The following is a 16,275-nucleotide window of genomic DNA, read 5'->3' on the forward strand; positions in this document are numbered from 1 at the left end:
ATAACCATATGTAAAACCTCTTCATAGATTAATGCGCTTCTAACCAATTTTGCCCAATACCCAATTCAACATCTAATGGAACTTCTAGTTGAAAAGCGTTTTCCATTTCAGATTTAATCATAGGTTTTAACTCTTCTAATTCATCTTTATGTACATCAAACACCAATTCATCATGAACTTGTAATAGCATTTTAGATTTATAGTTACCACCTTTTAATTTTTTCTGAATATTGATCATAGCTACTTTAATAATATCTGCAGCACTACCTTGTATTGGTGCATTTACTGCATTACGCTCAGCGCCACTTCTAACCATTCCGTTTTTAGCATTAATATCTTTTAGGTACCTACGTCTGCCCATTACGGTAGATACATAACCGTGCTCTCTTGCAAACTCTACTTGCTCGTCTATATAATCACGAAGCCTAGGGTATGTTTTGTAATATGTTTCAATAAGTTCTTTAGATTCTGCTCGGCTCAAATCTGTCTGATTACTAAGACCAAAAGCAGAAACGCCATAAATAATACCAAAATTTACCGTTTTGGCATTACTGCGCTGCTCGCGAGTAACTTCTTCTAAAGGAACATTAAAAACTTTTGCTGCGGTAGTAGCGTGAATGTCTTCTCCGTCTTTAAATGCCTTAATCATTGTTTCTTCTTTGCTTAAGGCAGCAATAATTCTTAATTCTATTTGAGAATAATCTGCAGCAAGTAATACGTAGTTTTCATCTCTTGGAATAAAAGCTTTTCTTACCTCTCTTCCGCGTTCTGTTCTAATAGGGATATTTTGCAAGTTAGGGTTGTTAGAACTCAATCTTCCTGTTGCAGCAACAGTTTGCATATAATCTGTATGAATGCGCCCAGTTTTTTCTTCAACTTGCTCTGGTAAAGCATCTACATAGGTGTTTTTTAACTTTACTAAACCACGATAAGCCAAAACATCTGCAATAATTTGATGCTCTTCTGCTAAATAAGAAAGTACTTCTTCTCCTGTAGAATATTGCCCAGTTTTGGTTTTTTTAGGTTTGTCAACCAATTTCATTTTACCAAAAAGAATTTCACCCAATTGTTTTGGAGAAGCAATATTAAACTCTTCTCCTGCTTCTTCATAAATTGTTTTCTCTAGTTGAAGTATATCTTTATTTAATGCATTAGATAGTGTTTTTAAAAACTCTTTGTCTAAACGAATACCTTCAATTTCCATTTCTGCAAGTACACGTAATAAAGGTACCTCAATGTCTCTAAATAACTTTTCGTTATTAGCGTCTTTTAATTCTTCTGTAAAAAAATGTTTTAGTTGAAGAGTGATGTCTGCATCTTCTGCGGCATATTCTGTTTGTTCTGTAACAGGAACCTCTCGCATCGATTTTTGATTTTTTCCTTTTTTACCAATAAGTTTTTCTATAGAAACAGGTTGGTAGTTGAGGTAAGTTTCTGCAAGTACATCCATATTATGGCGCATATCTGGATTAATAATGTAATGCGCTAGCATAGTGTCAAATAATGGGCCTTTTACTTCTATATTGTAATTAGCCATTACTTTAATATCGTATTTAAGATTCTGACCTATTTTTTCAATGTCTTCAGACTCAAAAAATGGTCTAAGTAATTCTACTGTTTCTTGTGCTTTTTTAGCATCTTCAGCAATTGGTAAGTAAAAACCTTTTCCTTTTTCCCAACTAAAAGCAATACCAACTAATTTTGCTTGATGTGTGTTTAAGCTAGTAGTTTCTGTATCAAAACAAACCGATTTTTGTTTCATCAGTTTTTTTAGAAATAACTGAGTAGCCATACCGGGTTCTATATGTTGGTAAAGATGCGGGGTGTTTTCTATGGTTAAATAACCCTGAATGTTTTCTGCCGAAATATTTTCTGTACTAGCATCACCTCCAAATAATGAAAACTGTCCTGCGCCAGCAGTAGGTTTTGCTGTTTTTTTATTGTCTGAAGTAGTTAAACCTTGCGTAGAAATTTTACCTTCTTCATTATACATTTTTACAAACTGCTCTGTAAGTCTTCTAAATTCTAAATCTTTAAAAATCTCAATTACTTTTTCTGCATCAGGTTTAGAAAGTTCATATTGTTCTTCATCAAATTTTACATCGCAATCGGTAAAAATGGTAGCTAATTTTTTAGAAAGTCTACCTAATTCGGCATTTTCAATCACTTTCTCTTTCATCTTCCCTTTTAGCTGGTCGGTGTTTTCTAATAAACCTTCCATACTATCAAATTGGGCAATAAATTTTTTGGCAGTTTTATCTCCCACTCCAGGTAGTCCGGGGATATTGTCAGAAGCATCTCCCATCATCCCTAAATAGTCTATCACTTGTTCAGGACGCTCTACCCCAAATCTTTTTTGAATTTCTGGTATTCCCCAAATCTCAATACCATTTCCCATTCTTGCTGGGCGGTACATAAAAATATTTTCAGAAACTAATTGTCCAAAATCTTTATCTGGCGTTACCATAAACACTTGATAATTTTGTTTTTCGGCTTGTTTAGCCAGAGTACCAATAATATCGTCTGCTTCTAGACCTTCAAGCTCTACACAAGGTATATGCATAGCTTTAATTATATCTTGAATTATAGGGATAGATTGTCTTATTACATCTGGTGTTTCATCTCTATTAGCTTTATAATCTTCAAACATTTCTTTTCTGGCGTGGCTCCCGCCTTTATCAAAACAGATAGCTAAATGGTCTGGGTTTTCTCTTTTTATTACATCAAAAAGAGAATTCATAAACCCCATAATGGCAGAGGTATCTTGACCTTTAGAGTTTATTCTCGGGTTTTTAATAAGTGCATAATAACCTCTAAATATAAGTGCATAAGCATCGAGAAGAAAAAGTCTTTTTTGTTGAGCCATTGTGTATAAGTTTAATTTATTGATTCAAAATTACATTTAATTTGAAAAATTGAGCAGTAGATTTTAGCAAAGATTTGTTTTATGGTTTTTAATAACAGTAATAAATTCAAAATCAAGTTAAATAATATAAAAAGCATAGGTAGATGATTGAACTTATTTTAGTTTTGCGCCCATAAAATTTAGAAGTTATGCGTTGGGCAATTTTTATTGTTATTTATATATTATTTGATATTTATGCCTTTCAGGCTTTAAAAACAGTTACTAAGTCTAGTTGGGTACATTATATATACTTATTACTTTCTTTATTAGTATTAGGTAATTTTCTTTTTCAATTTTTACAAACAGATCAAAGTAGAGTGCTTACCGTTTCTAAAAGTTATGCTGCAGGCTTTTTATTGGCACTTTTTTCTGCAAAGATAATTTTGGTACTCTTTATGTTTGGTGAAGATTTAGTGAGGTTGATAATTGGGGCAGTAAGAAGTATTACAAGTAGTAATGCAGAGAAAATGATCCCTTCTAGAAGAGGTTTTTTAAGTAAAATAGCTTTGGGAATTGCCGCTATACCTTTTGCTTCTTTATTGTATGGAATGTATAAAGGTAAATATAACTACAAAGTACTTACTTATGAATTAGAGTTTGAAGACTTACCAGCCGCTTTTGATGGTTATCAACTTACACAAATTAGCGATGTACATAGTGGTAGTTTTGATAATCACGAAGAAATAGAATATGCGGTTAATTTAATTAATGAACAAAAAAGTGATGTAATATTTTTTACAGGAGATTTAGTAAATAATATGGCTTCTGAAATGAACGATTGGAAAACACTTTTTGCAAGTCTTACAGCTAAAGATGGAGTATATTCTATTTTAGGTAATCACGATTACGGAGATTATGTAGATTGGGAAAATAATGACGCTAAAACTAAAAATCTTCAAGATTTAAAAGATCTTCAAAAAGAAATGGGGTGGAAGTTATTACTCAATGAACATACACTTTTAAAACGAGGCGAAGATAAGCTTGCTATTGTTGGGGTAGAAAACTGGGGTAAAGGTGGTTTTGTAAAACATGGAGATGCAGATAAAGCAGCAGCAGGTTTGAATGCAAACGATTTTAAAATTATGTTGAGTCACGATCCGTCTTATTGGCAAGAAAAACTTAAAAACGACCCTAAAAAGTATCATTTAACTTTAAGCGGCCATACGCACGGTATGCAATTTGGTATAGAGATACCAGGTTGGATTAAGTGGAGTCCTGCTAAATACCGCTACAAAAACTGGGCAGGTATTTATGAAGAATTTGGTAATTACATAAATGTAAATAGAGGTTTTGGTTACTTAGGCTACCCAGGTCGTGTGGGTATTTGGCCAGAAATTTCTGTTATTAAATTAAAACGTAAAGTGTAGTTTTAATACATTTTGAAAAATATATTTTAAACCGCATAATTTTATAAGCGGTTTATTTTTTTATCGTTTTATTAATGTTAAATTTTTTAACATTAAACGTTTAAGCAGGTATTTTGTAGCAACTTATCTGACTTTTGAGTATTTAATCCGTTATTTATCTGTAAATTGTGGGGAAAAACAGATAGTCATGGTGAAAAAATTACACATTGTTTCTTTACTTATAGTACTTTTAATAGGGGTTAAGGCTTATACTCAAGTAGGTATAAATACTACAAATCCTGATATATCGTCTTCTTTAGATATTGTGAGTACTACTTCTGGTATTTTAATACCTAGAATGACTACTGCAGAGAGAGACTTAATTGTTGATCCTGCACATTCTTTATTAATTTACGATACAGATTTAGATGGGTATTATTTTAATAAGGGAACTACAAGTTTACCTAATTGGATTCTACTTTTAACAGATGTGAATACTAGAGATAATTATGTAATAGTAAAAAGTGTAGAAGATTTTCCTGGAGGTGGTACAGGAGCTACCATTACATTAGATGAAAATACTTTATATGAAGTTAATGGCGTAATAACCTTAAATCAGTCTATAAATGTTAATGGAGCTTATTTAATAGGTAAAGATACCAACGAAGATATTTTAAATTATACAGGAAGCGGATCTCTTTTTGTGGGATCAAGCAATGCTAGTTTTAGAAATATTACCTTCAATAATTCAGGTACGGGAACTTTATTTAATCTTTCTGCTTCTTCTTCTAATACCCTAATAGCGCAAAGTGTTATTATCAATGGTTTTAGCTCTGTAGGAAGCGTATCTAATTACGGATTAGTATTTTTTAATGTAATGCAATTTTTAAACAACGCCGATGGAATTACTTATAGTGGCATAGAAGATTTGCTTTTAAATAATATGGGTTGGGTGCCAAGCAATACTGGGGTTTATGAGACATTCACTGGTTCTTTTGGTTTTATTCAAAAAGTGAGTGGTTTTTCTACCGTATCTGCAGGGTCTGTTGGTGTGGATGTAAGTTCTAATCCTACTCTAGATACTGGTACATTAAAAAGTGTGGTGTTTAACGGTAGTGGTGATTACATTAATCCGTATACGGGAGCAGGTACTTATACAGGTTTTAATTTTACTAATGAATGGGATGTAGATTGTGTAGGAATACCTCGTGAGTCTGATGATAATGCTTCTGGAAATATTTATATTGAACGTAATTCAACAGTTAATAACGTTTCGTTTAGTGTAGCTAGTGGTACTCCAATTAATGCATTAATTGATGCTGGTGAAATGTTTAGATTTGCTAACTCGGCACCTACAGTTACGGGAAGTAATAATGTATTAAGGTATGAAGGGAATGAAGCTAGAACGTTTAGTATAAGAGGTAATTTATCTTACGAGCCAACAACTATTAATGGTGGGACTACCGTGTATGCTTTCTACATAGGAAAATACAACAGTTCAGGTGCACTTGTAGAAGTTCCTTTAGGTTCAGAAGTATATTCAGAAGTGGGAACTTCTGGTAATGCTACCACAGGAGATTATTTGGTTAGAGCTGTGCCTTTAAGTGGTAAGGTATCATTAGAGCCTGGTGATTATGTTAGAATCTTTGCACAAAGAATTTCAGCTGTTGGGACAGCAAGAGATAATATTAGGATTTATTCTGTAAGTTTAACTTTAGATTAGAGAAAGAGCAGTCTTAATAATCTCTTAATTATTTGGACATTTTTTGAAGCTTGTTTATTTTTAAATTACCTAATTTACAATTATGTCAAAATTTGGAGATTTAATAAACCTTGATGTCCCTGTGTTACTAGATTTTTATACAGATTGGGATGAGTCATCTACTGTGATGAGTCCTATTTTAAAAGATGTAGCAGCGGCAATAGGAGATAAAGGAAAAGTAATAAAAATAGATGTAGATAAGAATGTTATGTTGGCAAATGCTTTAAGGGTGAAGAGTCTTCCTACTTTAATTTTATATAAAAACGGCGAAATGGTTTGGCGTAAAAGTGGAGAAGAAGATGCAAATACTCTTATTAATTTAATTCAGCAGCATTTACAGGAAGAGATTTAAATATATAACCTTTTTGGGTATAATACTTTAAAACCTTTGGTAATACATACCGAAGGTTTTTTTGTGCTTTTAAACTATCATGAAAAACGATAATACTACCTGATTTAGCTTGTGATATTACGGTTTCATAACAATTTTCAGGAGAAATAGTTTTGTTGTAATCTTCACTTATAACATCCCACATAACAATTTTATAGCCTTTTTGTATTATTTTTTTTGCTTGTGATGAGGTGCATTTTCCGTAAGGAGGTCTAAAATATTGAGTGGGATATCCTAAGTTTTCAAAAAAATTAATGTCTTGTAAATAATCTGTAGTAGAGGTTTTCCAGCCATTTATATGGTTGTAGGTATGGTTACCAATAACGTGTTTAGCATTTAGTACTTGTGATAAGATACTTGGGTAAAGCTCTATATTATTACCTATGCAGAAAAATGTAGCTTTTGCGTTATAGCTTTTAAGTATTTGAAGAACCCACGGAGTGATCTCTGGTATTGGGCCATCATCAAAAGTTAGGTATATTATTTTTTTATGCGGAGATGGGCCTGCCCACAATCTATTAGGGTATGCTAATTTTAATATAGGTACTAGTGAGTTAAACCACTTCACAACTTATGGATTAAGTTGTGAAGTAGTATCTAAACTAGTGGATTGTAAAAGTTCATTTTTTAGACCGTCTGTATTAGGTTGTGCACTGTCCATTAACTCTTCTAATGGCTCGTCTTCTTCAAAACCTTCATCTGCATCATAAAAATGTTTAAACTTTTTGAGGTAGGTATTAAACTCTTCCGCTTTTTCTTTTACAATTGCATCATCTTGCTGAATAATTAAAATATCTACTAAACTTCTATACCTTTCAATATTAGTGATGATTTCATCTCCTAATCTATATTGATCTTCTAATGGAAGCTGACTGAAATAGACTAGATTTTCTTGGTATTTAACAGCTATTTTTGTCCAAATTTTTCTAGCTTCTTCTGTTTCTCCTATTTCATAATAACCTTGAATAAAAGGTTCTAATAAAGTATAATACCCAAACTTATCTATTGGCATTTTTTCCATACCTAAGTCTAGAACTTTTTTAGCTCTTACAGAGTCTTTTTCTACCAGTAATTCTTCTAAAAGTCTAGCTAAATTACCTCTATATGTAATACTGTTTTTACGAGTTTCAGGATCGTAATATAGGTCTTCGTCTCCAGAGTTACCCCAATCCCAGTTCATTACAATATCATACATTTTATCAGAATCTATTCTTCCCATATCATACGGGTTTCTAGGGTCTACTTCTGTTTTTATAGGTACTAACTTATAGCAAACTCCATCTAATTGTAGGTAGTCTTTCATCCATAAATAGTCAGAATCGTTAAAACTTCCGCCAGTAAAATATACAGGTCTCTTCCAATCTGTATTTGCTACCACATCAAACATTAAAAGTCTGTTTTTGTAAATAGCTTCACTTTTAATATGGATATCTATATAAGGTACAATTTTGTTTCTGTCTTTTTCTTTTACAATTCCACTTTCAATTGCATTACTAGCACTCACTGGTAATCTTAAATGTTTAGTAGGGAAAGTGTTGATCATTTGGTTGTTTTGCATTTCTGCTTTAGTGCTTGGATCGTCACTTTTGATATATTTAATCCAATTGCTAATTAGCATCGTGTCTCTAACCCTTGGGTCTTTATAATACCTTATATAATCGTTAGTGCCGTAACTGTAATTTTTATGCTCGAGTGTAGTTTTTACAGCGCTACTTTTATATGCAGCTCTTTTCATTTGGTCTATGTACCAATCTGTAGCAAATAAAGAGGTGTTAATTACCCTTACATCTGTACGGTAACCTTCAATTTCTTGTGCATACCAGAGGGCAAAAGTATCATTATCTCCAATGGTGAATAGTATAGCGTCTTTATCTACAGAATCTAAATACATTTTAGCCATAGAGGTAGCTGTTCTCTTGTTAGATCTGTCATGATCATCCCAGTTGTTAGCTATAAGAATACCGGGAACAGCCACTAAACATACTACTGTAACTAATGGTGCTAATATTTTAGGTGTCAAGGTGTTTTTAAGTTTATCAAAAATGGCATAAACTCCAAAACCTATCCAAATGGCAAATACATAAAAAGAACCAACTAGGGCATAATCACGTTCTCTAGGTTCAAAAGGTCTTTCGTTCAGGTAAATTTTAAGTGCAATCCCTGTAAAAAGGAAGAAAACTAATAAAACCCAGAAATTTTTGTTATCTCTATTTAAATGAAAAAAGAAACCTATTAAACCAAGTATTAATGGTAAGAAGTAATAAGTATTTCTTCCTTTGTTATTTATTACATCACTCGGTAAATTATCTTGAGAACCTCTAAAAATTTCATCAATAAAATCAATTCCACTTAACCAGTTACCGTGAATATCTCCGTGTCCCTGAATGTCATCTTGCCTTCCTATAAAGTTCCAAGCAAAATAACGCCAATACATATAGCCTATTTGATATTGAAAAAGGTAAGCAAAGTTTGAAGAGGTAGAAGGTTTTTCTACATTAATATAAGGAGCAAACTGCTGCAAAAAACTCGCATAATCTTCATTAGATACTTGCCCTTGGTTATAAGCACGTCTAAACTCATTAACTGTAGAGATTAATTCTTGCTCTTCTTGGTAATCTTGTTTAATGGTAAAATCTATTGGCCCGGTATATTGCATGTAATTAGCAATATGTTCTGTGCTCCACATTCTAGGTAAAAATGTTTTGTGCTCATCACTAGAATTTTGCTTAGCATTTTTCCAATCGTTTACAATAATGTATTTCCCTGTCTTCTCATCTTCTTCATATTTCGGTTTGTCGTCAATATATGGTTCATCTGGATCTAGCCCGCCATATATATCTGTAAACTGTGGTCCGTAAAATAATTTTGTTTCAGGATATTGTTCTCTATTATAATAAGCTAATAATTCTCTTGCATTTTTTGGACTATTTTCATTAATAACAGTATTTGCATTAGATCGAATAGGTAACATTATCCAACTGGAAAAACCAACAAATATAAATAGTACGCAAAGTAGTAATGTGTTAGCGTGAATGTAGTTTTTGTTTTTAGTAATTTTTAAGCCATATACAAAAAAGGCAATTAACGCTAGTGCGGCAATAATTGTTCCCGAGTTAAATGGTAGACCAATAGAGTTAACAAAAAATACTTCAGAAATAGCAAAGAAAGTTAAACTGTAAGGTAATAGTAGTTTAAAGATAAACATTAGAATAGCCACCACCACTACATTTGCTATAATGAAATTTTTAATAGTTACTTTTTCTGTGTTTTTGAAAAAATATAAAAAACCAATAGCAGGTATTGTTAGTAATGCCATAAAGTGCACTCCAAAAGAAAGACCTATAATAAAAGAGATTAAAATTAACCATCTATTACCTCTAGGTTTAAACATATCTCTCTCCCATAATAAGCCTACGTAAAAAAGTACAGCCATTAAGAAGCTAGCCATAGCATATACTTCTGCCTCTACTGCACTAAACCAAAAACTATCCGTAAAAGCAAAAGCAAGAGAGCCAACTAAACCACTACCTAATACAGCAATTTTACTGGAACTGGTTAAATTTTCTACATCTCCAGCAACTTTTCTTACTAATAGAGTGATAGACCAAAACATAAATAGAATGGTAAAAGCACTACTAAACCCAGAAACAAGATTTACCATCAAAGCTATTTGATCTACATCTGTAGCAAAAGTAGAAAAGAAAGCACCCATCATTTGAAATAATGGAGCCCCAGGCGGATGCCCTACTTGTAATTTGGAAGAAGTAGAGATGTATTCTCCTGCGTCCCAAAAACTGGCTGTAGGCTCTACGGTACACATATAAGTGACTAGTGCTGTAAAAAATACAAACCAACCTAAAATTTTATTCCACTTCTGAAAATCAAAATTTGTCATATAGCTTTATTAAGATCTTAAAAATCAATGGCGAATTTAAGAATATTTGATGAATGTACTACCAACGATTGCAGAGGAAAAATATTTTATTTAATTTTTTTTAAAATTTTCTTTGCGTGAATGAAAGTTTGTTTTATATTTGCACTCGCAATTATTAATTGGCCTATGGTGTAACTGGCAACACGTCTGTTTTTGGTACAGAAGAGTCTAGGTTCGAGCCCTAGTGGGCCAACAAAAAACCGAGTTGAATTTCAACTCGGTTTTTTTGTGTCTTTATTTTACTAAAAATTTATCATGCAGCATTAGCATTATAAAAGATCAGCATATTTTGGTAAAAACTTAGATTGCTGGAGTCATTTTCTACACAAGATTTTAAAAAGTTTTCAAGGTTATTGTAATGTACGGTTACATTAGTATACTGTCCCTTTTTTACTGCTAATTTTAAATAAATTTCTTTTTTGGCATTACTACAGCTTACTTCTAGTGCTCCAAAATATTTTTTGATTAGAGCTGTTTGAAATTTTTGAAGTTGAGGAGAGTTTTGTGTGCAGCTGGAGTGAATTAAATTATTCATCTCTTGTAAAATAACGTTGTTTGTGTAATATGTTTTCATAGCGTGAAATTTACATTTAATCTATGAATTTAACTGATAATCTGATAAAATAAAAATTAATTTTATTGAATTAATGCTTTATTAACAAAAACACCTTGTAAATTAATAATTTTTATGAAATTTTATTTGAATTGGAGGGTTGGGTATAGAGAGGTTGTGAATAAATGAAGTGGCGTTAATATATGTAGTTTGTTGAAGTTTTACTATGCCGTAATTTTCATGTAAATGACCAAAAATGTGGAATTTTGGTTTTTTTAGCGTGATTTGTTCTTTTAAAAATGGACAACCTATTTCTGCTTCTTTGTTAGATTCATCTAAAACTCCTTTGGGAGGTGTGTGCGTAATTAGTACGTTGGTTTGTTGAGGTATCTTTTTCCAGTGAGTTTCCATTTCAAGTTGCTTTTTCTTAAAGGCCCAATTGTGATGTGTGAAAGTGTATGGTGACCCCCAAAAATTAATACCATTAATATTTACAGCTTCATCTTCTAAATAAATCACATTATTAGGGATTAACTCTTCTAATTCTTGTTTGCTAATATTTTCTAGGTAAAAATCATGATTACCTGCAATGCAAATTTTATACGGGTATGGTAGCTTAGAAAACCAATCAAAAAAATCTTTTAATTCTCTTTCTGTCCCTGCTTCTGTTAAGTCTCCTGCATGTATAATTAAATCTCCTTCTATTGGTAGAGTGAGTTTATCATGAAAGTTATGAGTGTCTGAGATACAGATAATATTCATGGTTAAGATAGTTAAATATTAATTTAATTAATCGTCATCAGGGAGTAGGGTGCTAGATAGTTTAATAACTAACAGGCAAATAATAAATGCACTTAATGTAAAAAATAGAAATTTAGCAAATAAACTTTCGCTAATAGCTAAGCTGTAAATTCCTAAAGAAATTTCAGCAATAATAAATATAAGAAATATGGCAAGCTTAGCGATCATTATTTTTTTGAGTTTACACAAATATAGAATGTAAATAGATTGATTTATTTTTCTAATAAGTTATTTAGCTCAATTTTAACTAGTGAATAGCTTTGTGTGTCGTTTTTAGTTAAATAGTATTAAAGTTTTAGTTTAAAATAAAAAGTATAATACATTTCTATAATAATTTGTGAAAAACATGAAGAAGTATAGTATTGTAGTTGGTGTGGTTTTGGCGTCTTTAGTTGTATTGTTTTTTATAGCTCAAATTATTGTAAAAAACAAAATTGAAAACGCGCTAGAAGGTAAAGTGGCTTATGTTGATTTACGTTTAAATTTATTATCTGGTTCTGTAAAAATTATTAAACCAAGTTATAAAGATGGTGGTAATGTAATTACTGGAGAGGTATTGAGTGCATCTGGATTTGGTTATTACTCTTTTTTTGTGAAAGATATAATAAGTCTAAATCAAATAGATTTACAAGATTTTAAAATTGATATTGAAAAATCTAAAGCTGATAAATCTGGTTCAGGTTCAAAAATGTCTTTTAATAAAGATGTTTTGGTGGGTGAGGTTTTAATAAATGGTACATTTTCTTTTCAGCAAGATAGTTTAAGGAGTTTGAATGTTAATCATTTCGGTATAGAGTTAGGTGATGTTGAGTTTAATAAAAATACATTAACTTCTACTATTCCTTTTCGGTATAAAGATGTAAATATTGATATTTCTAAAGTTGATTATACACTTAATCAATTACAGAAAATTACCTTAGATAATTTGTGGGTTACCCAAGATTCTATAGCGTTTTCTCACTTAAAATACCTTCCGCGTCTTTCAAAAAAAGATTATATAAAAGTTATTCCTTATGAAAAAGATTTAATCGATTTGAAGGTAGAGACTCTTGTTCTTCGTGATTATAAGTTGAATTTAGATAATCTTCAAAACCAACTCTCTGTAAATTATGTTGATGTAAATCAGGTTGATTTATCTATTTATAGAGATAAAACAATAAAAGACGATGTGCGAAAAAAAGATTTGTATAGTAAAATGCTTCGAGAGATGGATTTTAAAATCAACGTGGATAGTTTAAAGGTGAAGAATATGTATTTAGAGTATCAAGAGTTGATTAATAAAAATAGAGGTCCTGGTAAAATATTTTTTAATCCTTTAGAGGTAGATATTTATAGATTAACTAATGTAGATTTAGAAAGAGAGCAATTTCCAGAAACAGAAGTTTATTTTAGGTCTAAGTTTATGGGTAAGTCTAATTTTAAAGCTAACTGGCGATTTAAAATAAATAATCTAGAAGATCTGTTTGTAATTAGTGGTAGTGTATTTAATATTTCTCAAAATTCTATTAATTCATTTTTTGAGCCTGCGTTGGGGGTAAAAACACAAGGTAATGTTAGTGAACTTTATTTTAATTTTAAAGGAAATTCTACTCAAGCTAATGGAGAATTACAGATAGATTACCAAGACTTTAAGTTAGAAGTGTTAAAAAAAGAAAGCGCGCAAGAAAACAAGTTTCTAAGCACGCTTGCTAATATTTTTGTAAAGAAAAAACCTAAAAATGATGGAGAAACTACTGTAAAGCCTAAAGAGGTTAAGAGAGATGTTACTAAATCATTCTGGAATTATTTCTGGAAATGCATCCAATCAGGTTTAAAAGAAGTTTTTATTGTGCTTTAAAAGTAATTACAGGCCTTTTAGCATGGTTTACCAGATCTTCACTAACACTTCCGTTTAAAAAGTGAGCAAGTCCTTTTCTTCCGTGAGTACTTATACCTACTAAATCTGCTTCTTTATTGGCTGCAAATTTTAAAACACCTTGTTCAATAGATTCAGCGTTATATACATTTAATGTGTAATTTTTAAAATCTACATCTTCAAGAAATGTGCTCATTTGCTTGTCAAGATATTCGGTAGTTTTAAATTTATTAGCAGTATTTATGTATACTAAATGCATTTTTGCGCCAACTTTTTCAGCAAATTTTACTGCTTCTAAAAAAGATTTTTTCACTTTAGGTACAAAATCACTTGCAAAAACAAAATTGCTTACTTTAAAATTAGGAAGATGATCTTTAATTACTAAAACAGGTATATCAGAGTTTCTAACTACTTTTTCTGTATTAGATCCAATAAATACTTCTTTAAAGCCGTCAGCACCATGAGATCCCATTACAATTAAATCGCAATTATTCTTTTCTCCAACCTCTCTAATACCTTCTAAAGTATCTTGAAAAATTACGGTTTCGTATACAGGAATGTCTTTTAAGAAGTCTTTATTTTTAATTTCTTCAAATTTTTTATGAGCCATTTTCATAAAATAAATGGTTTCTGGTATTTGATTGCCACTATTTGTGGTAGGGTCAATTAGTTGGCTTGGTAATTCTAATAAGTGTAAAAGATAAATTTCACTATTATACTTTCTTGCTAGTTGTGAAGCCACTTCGAGAGCATTATTTGCTTGCTCTGAAAAATCTGTTGGGACTAAAATTTTTTTCATTTTAGATGAATTTAATGGTTGTTTTACCTACGTTATAAAGTTACGAATAATTTAGTTTTGAATCAGATTTCTCAACTCAAATATTATTACTATATTTGCAATCAGAAGTTAATGATTATTTGAGGGGACATAAAGTCCCCTCTTTTTATAAATGTTTTCATGCTAAAAGAAGAAGTAAAACGATTATTAGAAGAAGCTCTAGAAGAAAATCCATCTTTATTTTTAATTCAATTTGAAATTAAAGGGGATAACCAGATTTTGGTGGTTATTGATGGAGATAATGGAGTTTCTGTTAACGATTGTATCGCGGTAAGTAGAAAGATTGAGCATAATTTAGATCGTGAAGAACAAGATTTTTCTTTAGAAGTAACTTCTGCTGGCGCAGCATCTCCCTTAGAGATTCCGAGACAGTACAAGAAAAACTTAGGCAGAAAACTTAGTGTGAGAACAGAAAATCAGCAATTTGAAGCAACGTTAGATAGTGCAACAGAAGAAGAAATCGTGTTGCGTTGGAAAGCGAGAGAGCCTAAACCTATAGGTAAAGGAAAGGTTACAGTAAAAAAAGAGGCTGTGTTGAAATACGCAGATATTGTAGAAGCAAAAGTGATGATAACATTTTAACCTGTTTTTGATATGGAGAATATCGATTTAATTAATTCTTTTTCAGAATTTAAAGACGATAAATTAATAGATCGTGTAACCCTAATGGCGATTTTGGAAGATGTATTTAGGAATGCACTGAAAAAGAAATTTGGAGAAGATGATAATTTTGATATAATTATAAATCCTGATAAAGGAGATTTAGAGATTTGGAGAAATAGAGTGGTAGTTGCAGATGGTGAGGTGGAAGATGAAAATCAAGAAATTTCTTTAACAGCAGCTAGGAAAATTGAGCCAGATTTTGAAGTAGGAGAAGATGTTTCTCAAGAAGTGAAATTAATAGATTTAGGAAGAAGAGCTATTTTGGCGTTAAGACAAAATCTGATTTCTAAAATTCATGAACACGATAATACTAACATCTATAAGCAATTTAAAGAGTTAGAAGGTGAGATTTATGCAGCAGAAGTTCATCATATTCGTCATCGTGCAGTAATTTTGTTAGATGATGAAGGTAATGAGTTAATTATGCCTAAAGACAGACAAATACCTTCAGACTTCTTTAGAAAAGGCGAAAATGTTAAAGGGGTGATAGAGAGTGTAGAGCTAAAAGGTAATAAGCCAATTATTATACTTTCTAGAACTGCGCCTGGTTTCTTAGAGAAATTATTTGAACAAGAAATCCCTGAAGTTTTTGATGGTTTAATTACTGTGAAAAAAGTAGTTAGAATTCCTGGAGAAAAAGCAAAAGTAGCGGTAGATTCTTACGATGATAGAATTGATCCTGTTGGAGCTTGTGTAGGGATGAAGGGTTCTCGTATTCACGGTATTGTGAGAGAGCTTGGTAATGAGAATATAGATGTAATTAATTATACTACTAATAGTCAATTATTAATTACAAGGGCTTTAAGTCCTGCAAAAGTAATGTCTGTTAAAATTAACGACGAAAATATGACTGCTCAAGTAATGCTGAAGCCAGAAGAGGTTTCTAAAGCAATTGGTCGTGGTGGTCATAATATTAGATTGGCAGGTCAGTTAACAGGTTACGAGATTGATGTTTATAGAGACGGAGCTTCAGATGAAGATGTAGAGCTTAAAGAGTTTGCAGATGAAATTGATGCTTGGGTGATAGAAGAATTTTCAAGAATAGGTTTAGAAACCGCAAAAAGTATTCTTGAGAAAGATGTAGATGATTTAGTAAAAATTACAGACTTGGAAGAAGAGACAATTAAAAATGTTATTCAAGTTTTAAAAGAAGAATTTGAAGATTAACTATTTGTTTATATAGTTTTTTTTCATAAAATAGAATAAGAGGTTAATTTAGAGGCAATT

The 16,275-nt window shown here is 31.4% G+C and carries 12 protein-coding genes and 1 tRNA gene; 7 read left to right on the top strand and 6 right to left on the bottom strand.

Translation table 11 applies throughout. From position 1 onward, the window contains the following. Nucleotides 1-28 precede the first annotated feature (28 nt). Entirely contained in the window at nucleotides 29-2,866 is a 2,838-nt protein-coding gene (polA, locus tag BUC03_RS09110; protein WP_073150706.1) for a DNA polymerase I, read from the bottom strand. Between the two features lie 188 nt (nucleotides 2,867-3,054). Here polA and BUC03_RS09115 point away from each other — a divergent pair, with 188 nt between their 5' ends. The 3 genes from BUC03_RS09115 (at nucleotide 3,055) to BUC03_RS09125 (ending at nucleotide 6,365) form a co-directional block, all read left to right on the top strand. Further along, a complete protein-coding gene (locus tag BUC03_RS09115) occupies nucleotides 3,055-4,272 on the top strand; it encodes a metallophosphoesterase (protein WP_073150709.1) in 1,218 nt (405 codons plus the stop codon). Nucleotides 4,273-4,459: 187 nt separating this feature from the next. After that, complete coding sequence (locus BUC03_RS09120) at nucleotides 4,460-5,974, top strand: autotransporter outer membrane beta-barrel domain-containing protein (RefSeq protein WP_073150712.1); 1,515 nt, start codon at nucleotides 4,460-4,462, stop codon at nucleotides 5,972-5,974. 82 nt (nucleotides 5,975-6,056) lie between these two features. After that, nucleotides 6,057-6,365 (top strand): thioredoxin family protein, encoded by a 309-nt coding sequence (locus BUC03_RS09125; protein ID WP_073150715.1) that lies wholly within the window; start codon nucleotides 6,057-6,059, stop codon nucleotides 6,363-6,365. Here BUC03_RS09125 and BUC03_RS09130 read toward each other — a convergent pair. Both BUC03_RS09130 and BUC03_RS09135 read right to left on the bottom strand, forming a co-directional pair. Next, on the bottom strand, nucleotides 6,328-6,972 hold the full coding sequence (locus BUC03_RS09130) for a polysaccharide deacetylase family protein (protein ID WP_073150718.1): 645 nt from the start codon (nucleotides 6,970-6,972) through the stop codon (nucleotides 6,328-6,330). The genes BUC03_RS09125 and BUC03_RS09130 overlap by 38 nt on opposite strands. A gap of 3 nt (nucleotides 6,973-6,975) precedes the next feature. Further along, a complete protein-coding gene (locus BUC03_RS09135) occupies nucleotides 6,976-10,299 on the bottom strand; it encodes a protein O-mannosyl-transferase family (RefSeq protein WP_073150721.1) in 3,324 nt (1,107 codons plus the stop codon). A 159-nt stretch (nucleotides 10,300-10,458) separates the two neighbouring features. Here BUC03_RS09135 and BUC03_RS09140 point away from each other — a divergent pair. Then, nucleotides 10,459-10,531 (top strand) — tRNA-Gln (locus tag BUC03_RS09140). A gap of 60 nt (nucleotides 10,532-10,591) precedes the next feature. On the opposite strand, the gene BUC03_RS09145 is transcribed toward BUC03_RS09140, so the two are convergent. Next, nucleotides 10,592-10,912, bottom strand: coding sequence for a hypothetical protein (locus tag BUC03_RS09145; RefSeq protein ID WP_073150723.1), 321 nt, complete (start codon nucleotides 10,910-10,912; stop codon nucleotides 10,592-10,594). A 102-nt stretch (nucleotides 10,913-11,014) separates the two neighbouring features. After that, nucleotides 11,015-11,653: a metallophosphoesterase family protein gene (locus BUC03_RS09150; RefSeq protein ID WP_073150726.1), complete on the bottom strand. Its 639-nt coding sequence runs from the start codon at nucleotides 11,651-11,653 to the stop codon at nucleotides 11,015-11,017. A gap of 385 nt (nucleotides 11,654-12,038) precedes the next feature. Between BUC03_RS09150 and BUC03_RS09160 the strand changes: the two genes are divergently transcribed. Beyond that, nucleotides 12,039-13,529, top strand: a complete 1,491-nt coding sequence (locus tag BUC03_RS09160) for an AsmA family protein (RefSeq protein ID WP_073150730.1) — start codon at nucleotides 12,039-12,041, stop codon at nucleotides 13,527-13,529. On the opposite strand, the gene BUC03_RS09165 is transcribed toward BUC03_RS09160, so the two are convergent. Then, nucleotides 13,516-14,346, bottom strand: a complete 831-nt coding sequence (locus BUC03_RS09165) for a universal stress protein (protein WP_073150733.1) — start codon at nucleotides 14,344-14,346, stop codon at nucleotides 13,516-13,518. The two genes, BUC03_RS09160 and BUC03_RS09165, sit on opposite strands and share 14 nt — an antisense overlap. Nucleotides 14,347-14,505: 159 nt before the next feature. On the opposite strand from BUC03_RS09165, the gene rimP reads away from it, so the two are divergent. After that, the gene (gene rimP / locus BUC03_RS09170) at nucleotides 14,506-14,967 is read left to right on the top strand and encodes a ribosome assembly cofactor RimP (RefSeq protein WP_073150736.1); all 462 of its coding nucleotides are present in this window, start codon (nucleotides 14,506-14,508) and stop codon (nucleotides 14,965-14,967) included. 12 nt (nucleotides 14,968-14,979) lie between these two features. Continuing rightward, nucleotides 14,980-16,215 carry a transcription termination factor NusA gene (gene nusA / locus BUC03_RS09175; RefSeq protein ID WP_073150739.1) on the top strand — a complete coding sequence of 412 codons (1,236 nt, stop codon included), beginning with the start codon at nucleotides 14,980-14,982 and terminating at the stop codon, nucleotides 16,213-16,215. Nucleotides 16,216-16,275: the final 60 nt, after the last annotated feature.

Origin of the sequence: Mesonia phycicola, from assembly GCF_900141885.1 — a bacterium.
GTDB lineage: Bacteria > Bacteroidota > Bacteroidia > Flavobacteriales > Flavobacteriaceae > Mesonia > Mesonia phycicola.

Coding starts and splice junctions, on each gene's coding strand:
- BUC03_RS09135 (WP_073150721.1), bottom strand. CDS start 10,299: ATGACAAATTTTGATTTTCAGAAGTGGAATAAAATTTTAGGTTGGTTT.
- BUC03_RS09120 (WP_073150712.1), top strand. CDS start 4,460: ATGGTGAAAAAATTACACATTGTTTCTTTACTTATAGTACTTTTAATA.
- rimP (WP_073150736.1), top strand. CDS start 14,506: ATGCTAAAAGAAGAAGTAAAACGATTATTAGAAGAAGCTCTAGAAGAA.
- BUC03_RS09145 (WP_073150723.1), bottom strand. CDS start 10,912: ATGAAAACATATTACACAAACAACGTTATTTTACAAGAGATGAATAAT.
- nusA (WP_073150739.1), top strand. CDS start 14,980: ATGGAGAATATCGATTTAATTAATTCTTTTTCAGAATTTAAAGACGAT.
- BUC03_RS09160 (WP_073150730.1), top strand. CDS start 12,039: ATGAAGAAGTATAGTATTGTAGTTGGTGTGGTTTTGGCGTCTTTAGTT.
- BUC03_RS09125 (WP_073150715.1), top strand. CDS start 6,057: ATGTCAAAATTTGGAGATTTAATAAACCTTGATGTCCCTGTGTTACTA.
- BUC03_RS09115 (WP_073150709.1), top strand. CDS start 3,055: ATGCGTTGGGCAATTTTTATTGTTATTTATATATTATTTGATATTTAT.
- polA (WP_073150706.1), bottom strand. CDS start 2,866: ATGGCTCAACAAAAAAGACTTTTTCTTCTCGATGCTTATGCACTTATA.
- BUC03_RS09150 (WP_073150726.1), bottom strand. CDS start 11,653: ATGAATATTATCTGTATCTCAGACACTCATAACTTTCATGATAAACTC.
- BUC03_RS09165 (WP_073150733.1), bottom strand. CDS start 14,346: ATGAAAAAAATTTTAGTCCCAACAGATTTTTCAGAGCAAGCAAATAAT.